Source organism: Gulosibacter sp. 10 (genome assembly GCF_900163695.1).
Lineage (GTDB): Bacteria > Actinomycetota > Actinomycetes > Actinomycetales > Microbacteriaceae > Gulosibacter.
In genome coordinates, this window is record NZ_FUIC01000032.1 from 1 (window position 1) to 20,720 (window position 20,720).

Below are 20,720 nucleotides of genomic sequence, written 5' to 3' on the forward strand. Positions count from 1 at the left end.
GGCGTGGTCGGGTCGGGGAACTTCGCGGTGACCAATGCGCTGCGGGAGGCCGGGGTCGCGTTCACCGCGGCGCGGCACGAGGGCGGCGCCGCGACGATGGCGGATGCGTACTCGCGGATGTCCGGCAGCGTGGCGCTCGTCTCGGTGCATCAGGGCTGCGGGCTCACGAACGCGGCGACGGGGATCGGGGAGGCGGCGAAGAGCCGCACGCCGATGATCGTGCTCGCGGCGGAGGCGACGGGTGCAGCGGTGGGGTCGAACTTCGCGATGGATCAGGCCGGGCTCGCGCACGCCGTGCTCGCGGACTCGCACCGGGTGCACTCGGCGCAGAGCGCGCTGGCGGACGTGGTGCGCGCCTTCCGCGCGGCGAGGGACGAGCGCCGCACAGTGGTGCTGAACCTGCCGCTGGACGTGCAGGCGCAGCCCGCCCCGGCCTCGGCACTGGCCTCGCTCGTGCGGCTGTCGCCGCCGGTCGCCCCGGCGCCGCCACGCGCGGACGACGCCTCGGTGCGTCGGCTCGCGGAGCTCGTCGAGGCGTCCGAGCGGCCCGTGATCGTCGCGGGGCGGGGCGCCCGCGAGGCCGGGCCGGAGCTGCGGACGCTGGCCGAGGCGGGCGGCGCGCTGCTGGCGACCTCGGCCGTGGCGAAGGGGCTGTTCCAGGGCGATCCGTTCGATCTCGGGATCTCGGGCGGGTTCTCCTCGCCGCTCGGCGCGGAGCTGATCGCGGGGGCGGATCTGCTCATCGGGGTGGGCTGCGCGCTGAACATGTGGACGATGCGGCACGGCCGGCTCATCGGCTCCGGCACCAAGGTGGTGCAGATCGATCTCGAGCCGTCGGCGCTCGGCGCCCAGCGGCCGATCCACCTGGGGGTGCTCGGCGACGCGGCGGCGACCGCGAGCGCGGTGACCGCCGAGCTGACCGCCCGGTCGGCGCCGGCCGATGGCGAGCTGCGCTACCGCACCGCGGAGGTCCGCGACCGGATCGCGGCCTCGGCGCGGTGGGCGGATGTGCCGCTCGACCCGCCGGACCGCTCCGGCGCTCCGGTCGGCGAGGAGGCGGAGCGGGATCCGGAGCCGCGCATCGACCCCCGCGTGCTGAGCCGGGAACTGGATGGGCTGCTGCCCGCGGAGCGCATCGTGTCGGTGGATTCGGGGAACTTCATGGGGTACCCCTCCGCGTATCTCGACGTGCCCGACGAGTTCGGGTTCTGCTTCACGCAGGCGTTCCAGGCGATCGGGCTGGGGCTGCACACCGCGGTGGGCGCGGCGCTCGCGCGTCCGGAGCGGCTGCCGGTGCTCGGCACGGGCGACGGCGGGTTCCTCATGGCGATCGCGGAGCTCGAGACGGCGGTGCGCATCGGCCTGCCGCTGCTCGTGGTCGTGTACAACGACGACGGCTACGGCGCCGAGGTGCATCACTTCGGCGCGGGCGAGGACGCCGAGGCCGCTGCCCCGGACCTGGGTGCCGTGACGTTCCCGCGCGCGGACATCGCGGCGATCGCGCGCGGATTCGGCGCCGAGGGCGTCACCGTGCGCGCCGTGGAGGATCTCGAGGCAGTGCGCGAGTGGCTCGACGGTGGGCCCTCGGCCCCGCTCGTGCTCGACGCCCGCATCGCCTCCGACGGCGGGGCCTGGTGGCTCGCGGAGGCGTTCCGAGGGCACTGAGGCGTGCCGCCGCCGGCCCGTTTTGGGGCGGCGCGCGAGTAGTGGTACAGTAAATTCCTGTTCCACCAGGGGGCTATGGCGCAGTTGGTAGCGCGTCTCGTTCGCAATGAGAAGGTCAGGGGTTCGAATCCCCTTAGCTCCACCAAATGTGAAACGTTCGAACCTTGCCCCGCATCATCGCGGGGCAAGGTTCTTTCGTTGTGTGGCCTGGGGTTCGTGGCGAGGATCGTCTGGATCGCTTCGTTGGCTTCAAGAATGGCGTCGTCCTCGTCATCGATGGTGATGCGGTCGAACAGTACCCGGTTGAGTATCCGTCGTTCGGATGGTTCGGCCTTGGCGCAGACCTCGTCGACGTCGGTGAGGAGCCCGAGGCTCGCGTCGAGTCTGATCGTGGCCTTGTCGTAGTCATCTTCAACAAGTCGAGTTGGCCGGTGATCGCTTGGATACTCGCGGCTCAAGGAAGCAGGAAGCATGGTCTGGATCGCTGACCAGCACCCGCCGAATCCGTCCGACCTCGAACAGAAACTGCTGCTGCTCACCTCCGCCGTGGAGCCTGAGCCGCATCGAGAGCGCCGGGCACGACGGCACTGAGCAGATCTCGCCGAGCACAACGAGCGCCTGACCTCCCGCTGCGAGATAGGTCGACGGAGGCCCCCGGTCGGGTACTGAGCCTGCTGGCCGTTCGGTCTCGACTGCGGGGCGTGCCCCGCGGGCCGTTGCTCGTGTCGTCTCGCGTTCTCGGTGTCGGATCCGAGATACTGAGAGAGACATAAATCTCTGAGAGTGGGCGAGTTCGCACGACCGAGCCATCGCCAGGAAGCGAGACTGGCAATGGCGGCGACACCTCCCCAGATCAGACTTTGGGACGACAACCCCAGCACCTTGGACCTCCTCGGGTTCGACGCGGTGGTCGAACCGATCGTCGCCGCAGTCCGCGAACGCAACGTCCACCCCCTGACCCTGTCCGTCCAGAGTCCTTGGGGCGGAGGAAAATCCACGATCCTGAAATTGATCGAGGCCGAGTTCGAGGACGACAAGTCCTGCTTCGTGGTCTCCACTAACCCGTGGGCTTACGACGACCATGGAGATGTCAAAGGCACGCTGATCTCGGAGATTCTGCACGGCATTCAGAGTCAGATTCCTGACCCCGGGATCAAGAAAAAGGTCACCGAGAAGGCGAAAGAGTTGCTCGGAAGGGTCAGCTGGAGCCGCGCAGCGATGGCCATCGCGAAGGGTGCACTGACCTTTCAGGTCGATCCAGACCAGATCGCTGGCATCTTCGAGCCCAAAGACCCGGATGGGCCGGAGTCGATGGCTGGTTTCAACGACGCCTACAAGGAACTGCTTGCCCTGATTCCGGAAGTCGAACGCGTCGTTGTCCTGGTCGATGACCTGGACCGGTGTCTGCCGGATGCCGTCACAGCGACGCTTGAGGCGATCAAGCTCTTCCTGTCTACCGAGAAGATGGTGTTCGTCCTAGCGGCCGATCAGGACATGGTCCGTGATGCAATCTCGGTCAGCTTGGACGGGGCTCGACGCGGTGACGTCTTTGCCAAGCGCTACCTGGAGAAGATCGTTCAGCTGCCGATTGCGCTACCGCGGCTGTCAGCGATCGACGCGGAGGCCTATATCGGTCTGCTGATCGCTGGCCGCTCGATGAGCGGGACCGAATTACAGGCCCTTGCCGCGCATGTTCGAGCGCGACGGAACACCCACCAGACCCCGCTGCTGGATGACTTCGACGGTCTGCCTGCCGAACCGACCGAGGAGGATCTTTCGCTCGCCGCGCAGCTAGCCGAAGGCCTGAGCGCCGATCGTCTCTCGAACCCACGTCAGATCAAGCGTTTTCTCAACGCGTTCGGCGTACGCGAGTCCATCGCCCGTGCGCGCGGCGCGACGATCCCGCCTGGGTTGATGATCAAGATGCTGCTGCTGGAGGAACTTCACCGATCGTCCTTCAATACGTTGGCCGCAGCGCCAGTTCAAGAGCGCAAGACCCTGCTGGCACGGTGGCAGGCGTGGGCGAAACCGACAGGAGAAGAGGGTGAAGACGCCACGCTTCCCGACGGGATCGACGAAACAACGAAGGAATGGGCTGCTGCGCCTCCGTCTGTGACCAACGAGAACCTGGACCCCTATCTCACGCTCGCCGCGAGCCTGATCAACGTGAGCATGGGAGCGCAGGTTTCCGACGAGGTTGTCGCGCTGATCAACGACCTGCTTGGCGAGAGTCAAGCTGCGCGAAACGTGGCGGCAGGATCTCTTAGTGAGCGCGGTGAGGATGAACAACTGGCCGCGTTGGATGTTCTGTTCGCAACGACGAAGCGCACGGAAGATGCCGAGGCGGTTGTCCGTGGTGCCGTCCTCTGGGCTGGCAAGACGCCAGCCCTGGAGCAGGCGGCGGCGGTCGGTGTGGAAACACACTGTTGGGGAGGACGCCTGACTCCCGGTGCCATCGTTGAACTCGCGAACAGTGGGCGCGCGGCCCTCGTCGGTCTGGTGAGACGCGCGGCACAGGACACCGCGTTGCATCCGTCGACGCAGGCCGCGGCGCGCGACGAGCTGGAGCAGATCGGTGGGAACTAGCGGCGCGTACGGAGGCAGCAACTCCGCAGAATGGAACGACTTCCGAGACGCATGGTCTAACCTCGTCGGGGGGATTGACGGAACCGGTGACGCCAGCGGCGATCCGAAACCGTCCGAACCATCCGACAGGCTATTTGACCCAGCGGGACCAGCTTCAGATTTGGACCGTGTTGGCCAGGCCCTCATCGATGCCCTTTGGCGTGACGATCCAGCCACCAGAGGAAATGTGGTCCCGCCGATTGTGCGTCCCCGTGTCTCAGGCCGCCGCGGGGCCGGTGCAGGCGGCGCCGGTGCAGGCGGAACGTCGGGAGGTTCCGCAGGAACTGGCCGATCCGGGAGTCGTTCCACACGTCAGGTGATCGGAGGCGCCTCACGCGGTGGCGCGACTATCGGGGCAGCATATGCGCTGAGGAATCGCGACGCCCTGCGACTGGCCGACTATGGTCTTTCGCTCGCCGAGTTCGATTCGCTCACCCCGCGTGCGCGTATCAGCCGGCTCGTCACACTCATGGTCGGAGACGACGGACACCCTGACGATCGAGCCATCCGCCAAGCGGCTACCGAGCAAGTCAAGAAGATCGTTTCGACTGACGGCGAACCACCAACAGCGGCCGAAGCGATCAAAGGTTTCGTCAGCGCGTACATCTTCCAGCTTGGCCTCGTCGAGCTTCAAGACCAGATCGTCAACGGAACACTGGACGGGAACGAGGCTATCGTCCGTGAGCGGATGCTGCGCGGCTGGATCGACGCGAAAGTTCGAGGCCTCGACATCGACGCCGCCCCGGCAGTGTCAGCGAACATACTTCATCAAGCCGCCGCTGACCTCGCTCAACGAGCCATCCGCGTCCTGAGAGCGAGGTAGACAACATGCCGCTCAGTCACTTCTACGTCTCCGGCGAAGGCTCCACCAGCCAGACACCAGACCATCACCACCGGCTGCACTGGCCGACAGCGCCGGGCGAGACCGATACCGTCAAGAGTGCAATGGGCTGGTGGCTCCCTGCTCTCGGACAGATTCCTTCGCAGGCGATCGATCTGGTCCGTATCGCTGGCAGCGCTTACCTGGTCGACCGGCTCTCAGGCAGGCCGGCTACCTTCACCCGCCGCCTCCACCTCACCGTTGAAGTTGCTAACCCCGCGTCGTGGGAGGGTGACGCAATCAACCAGCTCGCACAGCTGCTTTTCTGGCTGACCGGCGACACGTGGGAACTCCAGGTCGTACGGGACCTGACCTCCCCAGAGGAGCAGCCCGGCGAGGTTCCTGACAACGTCGAGTCCGTCGCCCTGCTCAGCGGTGGTCTCGACTCTTACCTCGGGGCGCTGCATCTGCTCTCCACACTGAGCGAAGGGCCGTTGTTCGTTGGGCACTACGACACTGCCACGGCAGTTCGTCAGGCCCAAAACACCGTCCGCAGCTGGCTACAAGAGTCCTTCGCACCCGCGCCCTCATACACCCAGATCGAGTTCACCCAAGCAGCCGACAAGAAGGAGGCCTCCAGTAGGAGTCGGTCCTTGCTCTTCGTTGCGATCGGCGTCGCCGTCGCGGCCAGTCGCGACGCGTCCACGCTCTTCGTGCCAGAGAACGGCTTCACCAGCCTGAACCTACCACTACACCCAAACCGAGCCGGTGCACTCTCCACACGTTCGACGCATCCGGAGACCTTCTACCGCGTCAACACCCTGCTCCGGCTACTTGGTCTGGAGATAGAGGTGACCAACCCCTTCGCTTCCTACACCAAGGGTGAAGAGATGCGCCTGGTCGCTGATGGTCATCCACCGGCTGGCTGGGATCGCATTGCTGCCCTCACGATCTCATGCAGCAAGTTGGACGGTGCTCGGATCAAGGGCGGCAACTCCACGCTCAACTGTGGCCTCTGCTACGCATGTGTCACTCGTCGAGGCGCATTCATTGGAGCTGGCATTGCCGACCCGACCATCTATCTGTCCAACGAGTTCTCCGGCGAAGCACGTCTCGAGCTTCTCGAACGGCGCTACAGTGACCGGGCCGCAATCTCCTACGCGACGACACGAGGCATCGACGACGACGCCATTGACGCTGGTACCTGGCCCCCCGACGCCGACCTCGACGCAATCAGCAACCTCGCCCGTCGAGGACTCGCCGAGCTTGGGCGGGTGAACCTGGGATGATCAGCTCCACCCTCCCAGCACTCGACGCTCACGCCCACATTGCACCGGATGTGACGCCGAAGCAGATCGCCGCACTTGGACAGTCCGTGACGTTCGCGATGACTCGTAGCCTGCAAGAAGCACGCCAGGTCAGAAATCGACGGGATTCTGCGCTCGTCTGGGGAATTGGCGTCCACCCTGGAGTTGCAGCAGCACGTGACGGCTGGGACGCCGAACAGTTCGCCGAACTCCTCGACTCGTTCGCCCTCGTTGGCGAGATTGGCCTCGATCGCCGAGGTGGGGATTTGGCGCGCCAGCGCTCGATCTTCCGAGAGTTGCTCAATATCGTGCGTACTGAGCCAGTGCTCGTCTCCATCCACAGCACCGGTGCCGCATCCGAGGTTGTGCAACATCTCCACGACGCCGACATGCGAGGCGCGATCCTGCACTGGTTCAACGGTGATGCTAACGACATCGCAGGGGCCATAGAGACAGACGCCTACTTCTCGGTTAACGCAGCCATGTCCGAAGGTCAGCTCCGGCTGATGCCGCCCGAAAGGATCCTGAGCGAGACGGACTTCCCCGCGCGCAAAGTGCGAGCCCGCAAGCCCGCAGATACACAGGGGATCGAACAGTTGCTGAGCCAGGTCTGGAACCAGACGCCAGAGCAAGTGCGGTCACGAGTGTGGTGGAACCTACGCACCCTCAGTGAACGCTCAGGCGCGATGGAGCGTCTGCCGGAAGCCCTCGCCGACACGCTACTGTACCTCTGAGAGTGCCGCGGGCTGAGCACCTCTTTGAACAGCGTGCCTATCGCGCTCTGCCATGGGAGTCGCGAAGCCGGACACCTGCACGGATTAGGTGCGTGCGGACCGTTCCACCGCTGAATCCCAGCCGGGCACCAACCCGAGCCAACGACTCGCCCTGGTCATACCGGCGGACCATCTCCAGCACCTGTTCCGTAGTCGGCCCCTCCCGACGGATCATGACCCCATGACTGCGTAGACGACGTGCCAGTCGATCACGACTTACGCCAAAGATTAACGGCGATCTTCCGAAGAACTTCACCGCCTTCGTACCGGCACTGAGCTTCATCGAGCATCACTTCCGTCAGCCGCGTAATCGACTGCGGTCGGGTCTGTTCACAAACCTGAGGCACCATTGCTGACTTGGTACGGCGTCGGATCGACCGGTGCTCCCGCACCGCCTGCTGCAACGGCGGGGCGAGGTTAGAACACTGTCGCGCTACCTCCACCACGTGGGAATCCCCCGACTTCCACTCCACAGCGCCGAAGTCGGGGATTCTTCATTTCCCAAGGCGCACGTCTGCCCGCGAAGCGCCCGCGCCTCGACGCCCCTCATCCGCAAACCCGGCGGCTATCGTGCGTTCCATGCTCCTCTCCGAAGACGCCTTCCGCGCGCTCGCCTCCAGCTCGCCGTGGCGGTGGCGCGCGCTCGAGTTCGTGCGGCACGCGACCGCGGAGGAGGAGCGCGTGGAGGCACGGATCGACCGCCCTGGACGGATGCGGCTGACCGACGCGTCGGGACACACGAGGACGGTGGTAGACCGGCCCGGCTCCGGGTCCTTCCTCTCCTCGTTCGGATACGGTCCGCCGCCGCCTCCGCCGATCCACCGCACTCCCCTGGACGTCATCCCTCCCCTGCGCGCCGACGGCCTCGTCGCCGAACGCCCGGAACGGATCCCCGCCCAGGACGGCGAGGTCTGGGTGCACTACGACGACCCGATGGAGCAGAACTACCGGTGGGTCGCGATGCTCGACCCCTACGAGCTCTCCACCGGCACGACGGCGACCGACCTCGCCTTGGTCGAGCATCGGGGCCGGCCCGCCTGGGCGGCGACGATGACCGCGATCGACGGATACGAGCCGCGCTGCGGCTGCTGCCCGCTGCTGCATTCCGCGGTCGCCCACCGGGACGAATACGGCCCCGACGAGAAGCCGTACCGCCCGTTCCCCGAATGGTGCCGGGTGATGCTCGACGTCGAGACCGGCGTGGTGGTCTCGCTCGTCGAATCGGATGGCCGCGTCGTCATCGACCTGGAGATCGCGGCGGTCGAGTAGCCGGCCGGTGCTAGATTCGCTGCATGAGCACGCGCGATACTCCCGAGCAGATCGGCGATCTCCCCCGCATCGGCCGGCCCGCGAACAGCGCGCTCCTCGCGCAGGGCATCACTACCCTGCAGGAGGTCGCCGCGTTCGGACGCCGACGGCTCGCCGCGCTCCACGGCGTGGGGCCGAAGGCCATCCGCATCCTCGACGAGGCGCTGCGGGAGCGCGGACTCGAGTTCGAGGAGTAACGCCCCGCGACGCGCAAGGACGAGGAGGACAGGATGAAGACCGAAGAGTTTCTCGAACAGATGTCGGCCGGACGGCCCGCGACCCCGGGCAGCGAACTCGCCGAGAAGATGGACGAGCTCGCCGACGAGGCGATCCGCCTCTGCATGGACCTCAACTCCCGCTACACGACGCCGGAGGAGCGCGTGGCGATCATGGCGCGCATCACGGGCCGGCAGGTGCCGAGCTCGTTCCGGCTCTTCCCGCCCTTCACCACCGACTGCGGCAAGCACATCCGCTTCGGCGAGCGTGTCTTCGTGAACAGCGGCTGCCGGTTCCAGGATCAGGGTGGGATCACGATCGGCGATGACGCGCTCATCGGCCACAACGTCGTGATCGCGACCCTCAACCATGAGCTCGACCCGGAGCGGCGGGCGACCACGGTTCCGCAGCCGGTGCGGATCGGCGAGCGGGCGTGGATCGGCGCCAACGCCACTATCCTGCCCGGCGTCACGGTCGGCGAGGGCGCGGTGGTCGCCGCCGGCGCGGTCGTCACCAAGGACGTCCCGCCCCGCACCGTGGTGGGCGGCGTCCCCGCCCGGGTGTTGCGGGAGGTCTGAGGGCTCGGGCCCGACGGCCGCACCGACGGGCACGAACCCGAGCGACCAGCCCCTATCCGCCGATGGCGTCGGAGTCCGACGCGGTGCGGAAGTCCCGGTTCCAACGCAGCAGCGGGAGCCCCTCCGAATGGTGGCTGTTGCGATGCACCTCCCCGACCAGCAGCACCTGGTCGTGCACGGGCGTCGACGAGTGCGTCGTGCACCAGAACGTGACGAGCGCATCCGGCAGCCACAGCGGCCCCTCCGAGGAGCGTTCGGCGCCGGCGGCCTCGAGCGCCTCGAGCCGCTCCTCGCGGGTGGTGCGCGCGGTGAGCCGCCGCACCAGCGGCAGGTGATGCGTGGCGAGCACCGAGACGGCCCAGGGAGCGCCGTCGAGGATCGCGGGCAGCGCATCCCGGTCCTTGCCCGCGGAGACCGCGAGCGTGAAGGGATCGACGGATGCGGTCAGCACGGAGCCGGCGATGAAGAAGCGATCGTCGTCGCCGTCGCGAGCGGTCACGAGGGTCACGCCGCTGCCGTACAGGGCGAAGCTCTCGTAGAGCGTGGGGATGCTGGTGGTCATGCGAGGGTGGCTACTTTCTTCGGCGGGAAGGATGCGGGGTTCCAGGCAGGAGCGGTGCGGTCGGCTCCCGCCCCGGTGGGTTCGGCCGGGCGAGGCTGGGCCCCGCCCGGCTCGGCTCGGCTTGGTTCGATTCAGCTCAGCTCAAGACGAGGCGTCCGCGTTCGCGGCGGCGAATCGCCGGGCAACGTCCTGCCAGTCGGCGATCTCCCAGAAGGCCTTCACGTAGTCGGCGCGCACGTTCTGGTAGTCGAGGTAGTAGGCGTGCTCCCACACGTCCAGCTGCAGCAGCGGGGTCAGCCCGAGCGGGATGTTGCCCTGCTGGTCGAAGAGCTGGAAGATCAGCGGCTTGGCCGCGAGCCGGTCCCAGGCCAGCACCGCCCATCCAGAGCCCTGCACCCCGAGCGCCGTCGCGGTGAACTGCGCCCGGAACTGTTCGAAGGAGCCGAAGTGCTCGTCGATCGCCGCGGCCAGCTCGCCCTCGGGCGCTCCCCCGCCGTCGGGCGACAGGTTCTGCCAGAACACGCTGTGGTTCACGTGGCCCCCGAGGTTGAACGCGAGGTCCTTCTCGAGCTTGTTGATGTTCGCGAAATCGCCCTTGTCGCGCGCCTCCGCGAGCTGCTCGAGCGCGGCGTTGGCCCCGTTCACGTAGGTCTGGTGGTGCTTGGAGTGGTGCAGCTCCATGATGCGGCCCGAGATGTGCGGCTCCAGCGCCGAGTAGTCGTAAGGCAGATCGGGAAGCGTGTAGGCGGTCATGGGGTTCCTTTCTTCGGATGCGAGATCAAGGCTAGAACTTCAAGCGAACTTGAAGTCAAGGGCAAATTCGGCATCGTGTCGAACCATGACGCCGCTCATGCCTCTCGCGCCTCCCCCTCGAACTCGAGCCGCCTCGGCCCCGCACCCGTCTCCGCCAGCGCGTCGTCGGGGTTCAGCAGGGTGCACGCCTTCATCGAGAGGCAGCCGCATCCGATGCAGCCGGTGAGCTCGTACTCGAGCCGCTCGATCCGGCGGCGGCGCTCCTCGAGCTGCCGCTTCCAGGCGCGGGAGGCGCGCTGCCAGTCCTCGTGGCTCGGCGTCCGCTCGAGCGGCACGTCGGCGAAGGCGTCCTGCACGTCGGTGAGCGGGATGCCGAGGTTCTTCGCGACCGAGATCAGCGAGACCCGTCGCAGCATATGCCTGGGGAAGCGCCGCTGATTGCCGCCGGTGCGCACCGATGCGATCAACCCGAGCTCCTCGTAGTAGCGGAGCGCCGAGGCCGCGACGCCCGTTCGCCCGCTCATCTCGCCGATCGTGAGCAGCTCCTCGGAAGAGTGATTCGCAGCCATAGCATCCCTCTCGCTTGACTTAAAGTTCACTTGAGACTCTACAGTGTGCAGTATCGGGAATTCGACGGGAAGGGTGATGAGGCATGACGTACGTGATCGCGCTGCCATGCGTCGATGTGAAGGATCTCGCGTGCATCGACGAGTGTCCGGTGGACTGCATCTATGAGGGCGAGCGGATGCTCTACATCCACCCGGATGAATGCGTCGACTGCGGCGCGTGCGAACCGGTGTGCCCGGTGGAGGCGATCTACTACGAGGACGACCTGCCCGACGAGTGGTCGGACTACTACCGCGCCAACGTGGAGTTCTTCGAGTCGATCGGCTCGCCGGGAGGCGCCGCGAAGACCGGCGCGCTCGATTTCGACCATCCGCTGGTCGCGGCGCTGCCGCCGCAGGAGGAATGAGCGGGCCAGCGGGTGGGATGTTCTCCCTCTCGCTCGGATGAACCATGCGATGCGGGGGTCCGACGAAAGACCCGGGCCCGCGATACCGATGCGTCCGTCGGGCTCCATCGCGGAGCAATGCGGGCAAGGAGATATGCGGGCAATTGGTAGCCTCGGCACCCCGCCGTCGCGATACCGTCGAAGCAGCCGCGCCGGTCATCCGGCCGGCTGCCCCCCTCCTGAACGAACGTCCGCGGGCCGCGCATGCGGGTCCACCGCGGCGGGTGTGCCGCGGGCGCGCTTCGGGCGGATGCTTGAACGATCGACAAAGGAGTTTCCCGTGAAAGCGCTCGTCTATGAAGGCCCCGGCAAGAAGGAATGGAAGGACGTCCCCGATCCGAGGATCCTGCAGCCCACCGATGTGATCGTCCGCATGGAGGCGACGACGATCTGCGGTACCGACCTGCACATCCTCAAAGGCGATGTGCCCGCAGTCGAACCCGGCCGGATCCTCGGCCACGAGGGCATCGGCGTGATCACCGAGGTCGGCGACAGCGTCACCGGCCTGGCCGCCGGCGACCGGGTCATCCTCGCGTGCGTGAGCGCGTGCGGCCGCTGCGACTATTGCAAGCAGGGGCTCAACAGCCACTGCCTGGCCGACGAGGGCGCGTCGGGAATCGGCTGGATCTTCGGGCATCTGATCGACGGCACGCAGGCCGAGTACGTGCGCGTGCCGTTCGCCGAGAACTCGGTGTACAAGGTGCCCGAGGGCGTCTCGGACGCGGAGGGCATCCTGCTCTCCGATATTCTGCCCACCGGCTTCGAGATCGGCACGAAGAAGGGGCGGACGAAGCCCGGCGATGTCGTCGCGGTGATCGGGGCGGGGCCGGTCGGGCTCGCCGCGGTGATGACTTCGGGACTGTACGGGCCCTCGAAGGTCATCGCGATCGACCTCGACGGCAATCGGCTGGCCCGCGCGAAGGAGTTCGGGGCGACCGACACGGTGAACTCGAGCGAGGCCGGCTGGCAGGATCAGGTCCTCGCGCTGACCGATGGCCTCGGCGTCGACGTCGCGATGGAGGCGGTCGGCATTCCGGCGACCTTCACCGCGGCTACCGAGATCGTACGGCCCGGCGGCACTGTCGCGAACATGGGCGTGCACGGCAAGCCCGTCGAGCTGGCGATCAACGATCTGTGGATCACGGATATCGCGATCACGATGGGACTCGTGAGCGCGAGCACGCTGCCGATGCTGCTGAAGCTGGTGGCGGAGAAGAAGCTGCCGGCCGACCGGTTCGTGACCCACGAGTTCTCGTTCGACGAGATCCTCAAGGCCTACGAGGTGTTCGGCAACGCCGCCGAGGAGAACGCGCTGAAGGTGCTGATCCGCTGAACGGCGACGAGTTAGGAACGACGAATCGGGCGTGCATCCACGAGGATGCACGCCCGATGCTGTTCGACCGCTCGAAACCGCGGATGCGGCGACCGGCGTCGGATCGGCCGAGATCGAGCCGCCGTGCGACGGGCCCGATCGAGGCCGGGCCAGGCCGAGGTCTGGTTCAGTCGCGGGCCGGAACTGGTCGCGGGCCGCATCAGATCGCGGCGCGGTTCAGACCGCGACTCGGGCCAGGCCTCAGCCTCGACTCAGGCCAGTCCTCGGCCCAGGACAGGTCCTAGCCCGGGGCAGGTCCTGGACCCGGTCATGCCTCGGCCCGGCCCCAGCTCAGGTCAGACCGAGACGGAGACCGAGATCCGGGTCAGCTTGTGCCGGGCCAGGGCGAGATTCGCCTTCGCACGGTCCAGGACGAGGTACACGAACAGGCCCTTCGTCTCCGACGCGCTCAAGACGTTCACCAGGTGGTACTGGCTGTCCAGCGTGATCATGATGTCCTCGATCTTCTCGGTGAGGCCGAGGTCGCGCATGGTGGCGAGCTTCGCCCGCACCACGTTCGAGTTGCCCGCGGCCGCCACGGTCAGGTCGAAGCCGGGGGTGCCGCCCGTGGCAAGCGCCATGCCGGATGCGATGTCGACGATCGCGACGCCGATCGCGCCGTCGATTGCGAGCAGTTCGTTGACATAGGCGTCGATTTGGGACATAGGGTTCTCCTTCATCTGGGTGATGGGTGTCGTTCTCGTTGGCTCGGGAACGGGATCGGGTGCGCGTCCGGTCGACGCGGGCATATGCGGTGCGGGGTTCAGCGGTTCAGGGTTCAACGGTGCGGATTCCCGCGGGTCAGGCGCCGGCGGTGCAGGTGCAGGTGCAGGTGGCTCAGGCTTCTGCAGTGCGGGTCCCTGCGGTTCAGGTTCCTGCAGAATGGGTTCTTGCGGGCCAGGTGCCGGCGGTACGGATGTCGGAGACTCGAGCTTCTGCGGCGCGGGTTTCTGCGGCTCAGATGCTTGCGGACCAGACCCTTGCGGTTCGGACTTCAGCGGGTCAGCTTCCTGGCCAACAGGTTTCTGCGGCTCAGGTTGCTGCGGTTGGGGCTCCTGCGGTTCGGATTTCTGCAGGCCGGGCTCCCGCGCTTCGGATCCCTGCGATTCGGGCGCTGTAGGGCCCGGGTCGCCGGATGCTTCACCGGCAGGCCGGTCGGCCGGCTGGGAGAACCAGTCGAGGTACATGGGCGATCGCGCGGAGGGCAGTGCGAGGTCGAGAAGCGGGTCTTCGGGCACGACCACCGGTTCCGTCTTCCCTTCGCGTCGCCAGAAACGAATCCCCATGGTGCGTCCCTCTTCTCCTCGTCCGCGTCGGCCCGGCACGCGGTCAGTGCGCCCGTGCCGATTCGCGTGCGAACCAGTCCTCTCCCAGCGCCTGGATCATGATCGTGTCCTCGGTGAGCCCTTCGTTGCGCTGCACGCCGATGAGTTCGCCGCCGCGCATGATCGCGATCCGGTGCGAGCGGCCGACGAGCTCGCTCATGTCCGAGGTCACGAGCACGACCGCCGAGCCGAGGGCGCACACCTCGTCGATGAGCGCGTACACGTCCTGCCGGGCGCGCTCGTCGATGCCGCGGGTGGGCTGGTTGAGCACGAACACCTGCGCGGAGCGGGAGAGCGTCCTCGCCAGGGCGACCTTCTGCTGGTCTCCCCCGGAGAGACTGCCCACCTCGCCGTGGATGCTGGAGGTGCGAATGCCGAAGCGCTGCACCGTCTCGATGACCTCGCGCAGCCGCTTGGTCTCGGTGATGAAGCTCGCCCCGTCCTCCGAGATGTCGCCCACGAGCGACTCCGTCACCGAATCCTCCTCGTTGAGGTCCCGGTCGATGTCGCGTTCCGGCACGTAGGCCACGCCCAGGGCGAGCGCGTTCTCGTCGGACTCGAACCGGATCTCCTCGCCGCGGAGTCGCATCGTGCCCTCGGTGGGCTGGGCATCGCCCGCCAGCACCTCCGCGAGCTCGCTGATGCCGGACCTGCGCAGCCCCGCCACGCCCAGCACTTCGCCGGCGTGGATGGTCAGGTCCACGCCGCGGAGGGCATCGCCGCGCGAGACTCCATGCAACGTCAGGAGTTCTTCGGCCTCGTCGCCGTTCTCGAGCCTCGGACGCACGCCGAAGCGCTCGCCGAAGATCTCGTCGACGAACTCGTCCCGCTCCGAGGTGCGTGGCACGAGGATGCGGTGCAGCCGGTTATCCCGCATCACGGCCACCCGGTCCGACAGCGCCTGCACCTCGTCGAGGCGATGCGACACGTGCATGACCGCGCGCCCTTCTCGGGCGAGTCGCTTGGCGAGCGCGTGGAACAGGGAGATCTCGTAGTCGTCGAAGCTCGCCGATACCTCGTCGAGCAGGATTACCTGCGTCTCCTCGCAGGTCAGCCGGAGGAGTTCGACCGTGGCGAGTTCGGCGGGGACCAGCCGTTCGATCGGATCCGTCGCGTTCATGGTCACGCCGTATTCGGACAGCAGTTCGTCCGCTTCTCGCAGCGTCTCCTCGTCTGGGAGCGTTCCCCGGAACGACGTCCGGAATATGGCGTCGGCCACGGTCAGCCACGGTTCGATCTTGATGCGCTGCGGCACGTAGCCAACGCCGCCGGCCCGCGCCTCCTCCACCGATTCCGGTGCGAAGGCCTCGCCGTCGAGCGTCATGCTGCCGGAATCCGGTCGGACGGCGCCCGAGAGCACCCCCACGAGCGTGGATTTCCCCGCGCCGTTCGTGCCTACGACTCCGAGGATCTCGCCGCGCTCGAGGGTGATGTCCACGGAGTCGAGCGCGACGGAGGCGCCGTACTTCACGGTCAAGCCGTTCGCACGCACAAGGGTGTCAGTCGTCACTGCGTCAATCTCCCGTGTGAAGCGGAAAAGGATGGCCCCGTTGTTCGGGGACCATCGTGAAACCTAACCCGAAGCCGGCCCGTTGACGCCCCGAGAGCGATTACCCGTCCCCGGTTCCACCCGTGAGGCAACCCGGGGCGATATTCGAGGGGAGAATCGTGACGCCGGCCCCACCCGCCGCGCGACCCCGGCCTCGGCGCCGGACAACGTCCGGCTCCCGCTCCCGGGAGAGCCACGCACACTCAATGGAACCGATCCGAGCCAGATGGGCCGGGGCGAGGGGCCCATGGAGCAGGCTCGAAACCTGACCCGTCTGTGACGGGCTTCTTCTCGACTTCTTCTAGAACGGTGGTGGGTCGTCTCTCGGCGGTGCCGGGGTTGGCCGGTGCTCGGTGCTTCGACGCAGATGACTGCGCACCGAATGGCCCCGACCCCGATCATCGGGGTCTCGTTCTGCGTGTTGCCGTCCCGCGCATTGCCGTTCCGCGTGCCGTCGGTCCGCGTGTTGTGGTCCGGGCTGGTGCCGGCCTGTGTTCGGCTGCTCGGAGTGGAGCTGGTCGGCGTGCCGGTGATCGGGAGGTTGGTCGGCGTGCCGGGTACCGGGATGCCGCTCTGCAGGACGGTGCCGTCGTCCGGCGGTCCTCAGCCCTGGTGCGACGTGGTCTTCGTATTCGACGAATCGTTGTCCGGTCGGGGAGATCCAGACCATGCGTCCGGGGCCGTCTTGTTCGAGTACCCAGCCGGCTTCGCGCATCGTGTGATGCCCGCGGCATAGTACGGCGAGGTTCTCGTACTTCGTGGGGCCGCCCGCGGCCCAGGGGGTGGTGTGGTCGATATCGCAGTCCTTCGCGAGCCGGCGGCAGCCGGGTGCGACGCAGGTCACGTCTCGGATCTGGAGGAGTCGGCGGAGTGCGGCGGGTGGTCGGTAGGTGTCCGCGGTGAGTGGGGTGCCGTCGAGGGGGTCGGTGAGGACCCGGTACCAGGTGGTCGTGTTGCCGCAGAGTTCGAGGGCGGTGTGGATTGGGATCGGGGTGCGGCCGGCGAGTTCCGCGGGACCGGTGAATGCGGTCAGCGAGAGCGGTTCTCCGCTGGTATTGGTGTGTTCGGAGTGCGCATCATCGCGATGCTCGCCGGCGCACGCGGTGGGCTCCCCGGCTGTGGTGGTGCCCGTGGTGCGGGCGCTTGTAGTGCTGGCCCCGGCGCTGTCGGCGACAGCCGTCGTGGGATCGGCGATAGCAGGCGTGGAGTCGTCGACGAAGTCGCCAGCCTGGGTGTCCGAGCCCGTCGCCCTGGCGTGGTCTGCGGTGATCAGGGAGATCGCGGGCACCGTGATCGCAACGGTCGCCTGGATCGGTTTCGCCACGTGGTTCGGGGACCCCGGGATGACTTGGCCGGTGAGGAGCAGGTCGGCGAGCACGTCGGCGCGGGTCTGCTCGAACGTGCGCGCGTCGTGCTCGTCACGACCCGGCCCGTGGAGCTGTTTCGTGGTCTGGGTGAGGCGGTCGAAGATCCCCGCGCCTACGACTGCGGGCAGGAGTGCGGAGAGCTGGCACATACCATCCGGCTCGTCCTGGACCCACACCCGGCGGTCGTCCTGGGCCTGGCGTAGGCGCTGTTCGGTTTCTTCGGGTTCGAGGTCCGCGGCGACACGTTTCGCGTACACGCGGAGCCGGCCCGGGGTGGTCTCGTGGGCTTTGGCGACCACGAGTTCCTCATACGCGCGGATGGATTCGGGTCGGGTGAGGCCGTCGCCGCAGGACTCGATCACTCGCACATGCCCGGTGCTGATGGCGCCTTGGCCCCACGCGTCGGCGGTACGCGGGTAGCGGGCTTCCAGGGCGGGTGCCGCGTTGAGCTTCGCGGCGACGGTACGGTCACTGGTGCGCGTAACCGCGCCGATCTCCGCCGCGAGCGACTTGAGTTCTTGCTCAAACGCGTCGGGGCCGTGGCCGGCGGTGAGCTCCCGGCAATGCTCATACGAGGCGGCCAACAACTGCGCTTCGAGGGCTTCCGCGGAAGCCCGAAGTTTCGCCGCGTGACCGAGGGCGTCCAGGAGTAGGCGCCGGTTATGCATGGCTGCCGGGGTACGGGTCCCGCCCTTGAGGTGTTCCGGAGTCCCCACGGAACGAGAAGGAGCGCTCTGGTGGGCACGGCCATCCCCAGAGGCATTGCTGGTAGTGCTGCGGACGTCAGAGGCAGAAGTGCCACCGTCCGGGGCGGGAATATCCGTGCTGCCAGTCGCGTCGGCGGTGCCGGTGTCGGTTGTGGTCATCGTTCTGCCCTCCTTCCCAAGCGGTGTGTTTGCCTGCGGCTTTCGTGCATTCATTCTACTACGCGGGTCGCTGTTTTCTTCGAGTTGTGGATAACCCCGCAGCGACTTCAACCCCGCGTGCTCCCGCCCTCGCAGCCGCCGCGCTGCCGTCCCCGTGACGTTTGCCGGTTGGCATCCCGGCGCACTTCGGGGAAGACAACTGCGGCTTCGACCTCATACCCGCAGTAGACCACGAGCCACCGACATCGCCACGTCCGCCCACGAACAGCCTCGCTCCTCAAGCCGTACCAGAGAGCGCAACATCCTCTCCGCGCCCCCAACCGCGAAATCGGTTGGGAGTGCATCCGCGCTGCACTTACCGCGCTCGATGCCGCCACCCGCGCCGCGGCGGCATCGGGCGCACCGCCCCGCACGTGCGCACAGCCCGCGCTATGCGCACAGCCGGTCGCAAGAGCACAGCCCACGTCCCCGTCCCCGCAATCCGTCCGGCTTCGGCGCGGTAATACACTGAGTCATCCGGCGCCCCTCCCCGCGGGCGCACCGCGCGAACGAGGATGCAGCCATGACGCAGGAACGCGAAACACTCACCTGGGACGGATTCGGGGACGCCACCCGCGACCTGTCGCGGCAGATCATCGCCGACGGATTCATGCCGGACGTCGTCGTGGCCATCGCGCGCGGCGGCCTGCTGCCGGGCGGGGCCATCGCCTACGGCCTCGGGATGAAGAACTGCGGCGCCCTCAACGTCGAGTTCTACACGGGCATCGGCACCGTCCTCGACGCGCCCGAGGTGCTTCCGCCGACCATGGACCTGGGCTACCTCGCCGACAAGCGCGTGCTGCTCGTCGACGACGTCGCCGACAGCGGCCGGACGCTCAAGCTCGCCGTCGAGCTGCTCGAAGCCGGAGATGCGGAGGTCCGCTCCGCCACGATCTACACCAAGCCGAGCACGATCGTCGCGCCCGACTACTCCTGGAAGCAGACCTCGCTGTGGATCGACTTCCCCTGGTCGTGGAAGGGCTCCGTCGTGGAGGAGGATGCGGCGACCGCCGACGCGTAGCCGGGATGTCGGCCGGCGGGAGCCGCCGGCCGGTCGGCACAGGCCATCCACCAGCACAGTTGACCGGCCAGCGATTGACCGATCAGGGCAGCCGGCCGAGCGCCGGTTCGAGGGCCGCGAGCAGCGGGGCGAGGTCCTCCTCCCCCGTCTCGGTCTCCAGCTCCCCGATCTCGACGCCCACCAGCTCGCCTCCCGAAACCGCCTCGACCGCCTCCTGGAACTCGTCCAGCGTCAGGCCGCCGGGGATGCGATAGTCCGTCGGCACGATGCCGGGCTCGAGCACATCGCAGTCGATGTGGATGTAGACCGGGCGCCCCGCCACCGCATCGGCCAGGCGAGCCGCGAATCCCGTCCCCGGTTCCACGAGGGTCAGCGGCGTGGATGCGATCAGGGATGCCTCGGGCGGGTCGATATCGCGTCCGCCTGCGATGATGGCCCGCTCCATCCGCAGCCCGGAGCCGAGCCCGGAATCCCAGAGGCCGAGCGGCGCCGAGAGCGCGAGCCCGCCGAGATATCCCGTGGTCGTCGTCTCGGGCGTGTTCAGGTCGGCGTGCGCATCGAACCACACGACGACCGCATCCGGCCGATACCGGGCCACGACCGGCAGCGTGGCCGGAGCCACCGCGCAGCGGCTCAAGGCCGTGACCGGCGCGCGCCCGTCGTCGAACAGGCGCAGATAGGCCCGCTGCATCTGCGTCAGCTCGTCCCGCGCCGCCTCGAGCTCGACGTCCCAATCCGTCGACAGCGCCGGCCTCGGCTCGCCGATCGTCTCCGTCTCGACATCGAAGCGCGCCGCGAGCGCCGCCGCCAACCGCGGCGAGGCCGCCATCGCACGGTCGTTATGGTCCCCGGCGCGTCCCGCGAAATGCACCACCGCAACGTTCGCTCCTGCAGAGTCATTCATGGCGTTCAAGCTCCTTCGCCCGTTCCTACCGTGAATATTCGCCAGGTTAGCGCGCGTCGCCGAATGCCGCTTCGGGAGAAGCGCTGGTGGATACTGGATTGGACAGCGTCGAGCAACAGAGTTGAGGCGAGAGAGTATGAGCGCATTGCTGCCGCCGGGGATCAACGACGAGACCTCTCCGTTCAATCCGCGCACGCCCGATGCGCCGCCGATCGAACCCGAACCTCCGGTGTCGGGGCCGAAGCGCTCGGGATCGTGGCCGGCTCGCCGGAGATCGCCCCGGTGGCTCCCGATGGCGGCCGTGGGGACCGCGGTGCTGCTGGTCGGCGGCTCCGTATGGGGCGGCCTCGCCTGGATGCACGCGAATCAGCACGGGTATCCGCTGGGGTCGGATAAGACGGTGGAGGAGATCGCGTTCCGATTGCCGGTTAACGCACAGGGGGCCCGGATGGATTACGAGGTGTTCGGGGAGACGGTCGGCACGACCGGATACGCGATATATGATCCTTCCGACGGCTGCAGCAGCTGGTTTTCCTCGGGTGAACACGAGATAGCCCCCGAAGAGATCGAGTCGTATCTCGTGTCGGCCGAAGCCTCGCTAGTTGTACCCGGTCAGGAGGTTGGTCGTACTCGGCTGGTCGGTGGGTTACCGCCGAGG

21 protein-coding genes and 1 tRNA gene are annotated in these 20,720 nt (G+C 67.4%); 14 read left to right on the forward strand and 8 right to left on the reverse strand.

Annotated features, from left to right (window positions below):
- From FM112_RS11950 to FM112_RS11975, 7 genes are all read left to right on the forward strand, one after another.
- Window positions 1–1,665: thiamine pyrophosphate-binding protein (locus FM112_RS11950; RefSeq protein ID WP_140400671.1), on the forward strand; the 1,665-nt coding region annotated here is incomplete at its 5' end.
- 69 nt (window positions 1,666–1,734) lie between these two features.
- Window positions 1,735–1,810, forward strand: a tRNA-Ala gene (locus FM112_RS11955).
- A 19-nt stretch (window positions 1,811–1,829) separates the two neighbouring features.
- Window positions 1,830–2,153: a hypothetical protein gene (locus FM112_RS16925; protein WP_140400672.1), complete on the forward strand. Its 324-nt coding sequence runs from the start codon at window positions 1,830–1,832 to the stop codon at window positions 2,151–2,153.
- Between the two features lie 295 nt (window positions 2,154–2,448).
- Window positions 2,449–4,251 (forward strand): P-loop NTPase fold protein, encoded by a 1,803-nt coding sequence (locus FM112_RS11960; protein ID WP_140400673.1) that lies wholly within the window; start codon window positions 2,449–2,451, stop codon window positions 4,249–4,251.
- A 355-nt stretch (window positions 4,252–4,606) separates the two neighbouring features.
- The gene (locus tag FM112_RS11965) at window positions 4,607–5,113 is read left to right on the forward strand and encodes a hypothetical protein (protein ID WP_087007839.1); all 507 of its coding nucleotides are present in this window, start codon (window positions 4,607–4,609) and stop codon (window positions 5,111–5,113) included.
- Window positions 5,114–5,118: 5 nt separating this feature from the next.
- Complete coding sequence (locus FM112_RS11970; protein WP_087007841.1) at window positions 5,119–6,399, forward strand: hypothetical protein; 1,281 nt, start codon at window positions 5,119–5,121, stop codon at window positions 6,397–6,399.
- Window positions 6,396–7,151: a TatD family hydrolase gene (locus FM112_RS11975; RefSeq protein WP_087007843.1), complete on the forward strand. Its 756-nt coding sequence runs from the start codon at window positions 6,396–6,398 to the stop codon at window positions 7,149–7,151. Before FM112_RS11970 ends, FM112_RS11975 begins: the two co-directional genes overlap by 4 nt.
- Before the next feature lie 37 nt (window positions 7,152–7,188).
- On the opposite strand, the gene FM112_RS17705 is transcribed toward FM112_RS11975, so the two are convergent.
- On the reverse strand, window positions 7,189–7,473 hold the full coding sequence (locus tag FM112_RS17705; protein ID WP_369678171.1) for a sigma factor-like helix-turn-helix DNA-binding protein: 285 nt from the start codon (window positions 7,471–7,473) through the stop codon (window positions 7,189–7,191).
- Window positions 7,474–7,769: 296 nt separating this feature from the next.
- Between FM112_RS17705 and FM112_RS11985 the strand changes: the two genes are divergently transcribed.
- Genes FM112_RS11985 through FM112_RS11995 form a run of 3 tightly spaced genes read left to right on the forward strand, consistent with a single transcriptional unit; the run spans window position 7,770 to window position 9,292 of the window.
- The gene (locus FM112_RS11985) at window positions 7,770–8,459 is read left to right on the forward strand and encodes a hypothetical protein (protein WP_087007845.1); all 690 of its coding nucleotides are present in this window, start codon (window positions 7,770–7,772) and stop codon (window positions 8,457–8,459) included.
- Between the two features lie 23 nt (window positions 8,460–8,482).
- The gene (locus FM112_RS11990; protein WP_087007847.1) at window positions 8,483–8,695 is read left to right on the forward strand and encodes a hypothetical protein; all 213 of its coding nucleotides are present in this window, start codon (window positions 8,483–8,485) and stop codon (window positions 8,693–8,695) included.
- 33 nt (window positions 8,696–8,728) lie between these two features.
- Entirely contained in the window at window positions 8,729–9,292 is a 564-nt protein-coding gene (locus FM112_RS11995) for a DapH/DapD/GlmU-related protein (RefSeq protein ID WP_087007849.1), read from the forward strand.
- Between the two features lie 52 nt (window positions 9,293–9,344).
- Here FM112_RS11995 and FM112_RS12000 read toward each other — a convergent pair whose 3' ends face one another.
- The 3 genes from FM112_RS12000 to soxR all read right to left on the reverse strand — a co-directional run bounded on the left by FM112_RS12000 (window position 9,345) and on the right by soxR (window position 11,176).
- Entirely contained in the window at window positions 9,345–9,854 is a 510-nt protein-coding gene (locus FM112_RS12000; protein ID WP_087007851.1) for a flavin reductase family protein, read from the reverse strand.
- 141 nt (window positions 9,855–9,995) lie between these two features.
- On the reverse strand, window positions 9,996–10,607 hold the full coding sequence (locus FM112_RS12005) for a superoxide dismutase (protein WP_087007853.1): 612 nt from the start codon (window positions 10,605–10,607) through the stop codon (window positions 9,996–9,998).
- 95 nt (window positions 10,608–10,702) lie between these two features.
- The gene (gene soxR / locus FM112_RS12010; RefSeq protein ID WP_087007855.1) at window positions 10,703–11,176 is read right to left on the reverse strand and encodes a redox-sensitive transcriptional activator SoxR; all 474 of its coding nucleotides are present in this window, start codon (window positions 11,174–11,176) and stop codon (window positions 10,703–10,705) included.
- 83 nt (window positions 11,177–11,259) lie between these two features.
- Here soxR and fdxA point away from each other — a divergent pair, with 83 nt between their 5' ends.
- Window positions 11,260–11,580, forward strand: coding sequence for a ferredoxin (fdxA, locus tag FM112_RS12015; protein ID WP_087007857.1), 321 nt, complete (start codon window positions 11,260–11,262; stop codon window positions 11,578–11,580).
- Between the two features lie 319 nt (window positions 11,581–11,899).
- On the forward strand, window positions 11,900–12,952 hold the full coding sequence (locus FM112_RS12020; RefSeq protein WP_087007859.1) for a zinc-dependent alcohol dehydrogenase family protein: 1,053 nt from the start codon (window positions 11,900–11,902) through the stop codon (window positions 12,950–12,952).
- Between the two features lie 335 nt (window positions 12,953–13,287).
- On the opposite strand, the gene FM112_RS12025 is transcribed toward FM112_RS12020, so the two are convergent.
- The 3 genes from FM112_RS12025 to FM112_RS12035 form a co-directional block, all read right to left on the reverse strand.
- The gene (locus tag FM112_RS12025) at window positions 13,288–13,656 is read right to left on the reverse strand and encodes a hypothetical protein (RefSeq protein WP_087007861.1); all 369 of its coding nucleotides are present in this window, start codon (window positions 13,654–13,656) and stop codon (window positions 13,288–13,290) included.
- Between the two features lie 664 nt (window positions 13,657–14,320).
- The gene (locus FM112_RS12030) at window positions 14,321–15,826 is read right to left on the reverse strand and encodes an ATP-binding cassette domain-containing protein (protein WP_087007863.1); all 1,506 of its coding nucleotides are present in this window, start codon (window positions 15,824–15,826) and stop codon (window positions 14,321–14,323) included.
- Between the two features lie 340 nt (window positions 15,827–16,166).
- Window positions 16,167–18,098 carry an HNH endonuclease signature motif containing protein gene (locus tag FM112_RS12035; protein ID WP_176386810.1) on the reverse strand — a complete coding sequence of 644 codons (1,932 nt, stop codon included), beginning with the start codon at window positions 18,096–18,098 and terminating at the stop codon, window positions 16,167–16,169.
- 562 nt (window positions 18,099–18,660) lie between these two features.
- Here FM112_RS12035 and FM112_RS12040 point away from each other — a divergent pair.
- Window positions 18,661–19,158 carry a phosphoribosyltransferase gene (locus FM112_RS12040; protein ID WP_087007867.1) on the forward strand — a complete coding sequence of 166 codons (498 nt, stop codon included), beginning with the start codon at window positions 18,661–18,663 and terminating at the stop codon, window positions 19,156–19,158.
- Between the two features lie 82 nt (window positions 19,159–19,240).
- On the opposite strand, the gene FM112_RS12045 is transcribed toward FM112_RS12040, so the two are convergent.
- Window positions 19,241–20,062, reverse strand: a complete 822-nt coding sequence (locus FM112_RS12045; protein ID WP_087007870.1) for an arginase family protein — start codon at window positions 20,060–20,062, stop codon at window positions 19,241–19,243.
- A 136-nt stretch (window positions 20,063–20,198) separates the two neighbouring features.
- On the opposite strand from FM112_RS12045, the gene FM112_RS12050 reads away from it, so the two are divergent.
- A partial coding sequence (locus tag FM112_RS12050) for a hypothetical protein (protein ID WP_217874548.1) occupies window positions 20,199–20,720 on the forward strand: 522 nt, incomplete at its 3' end.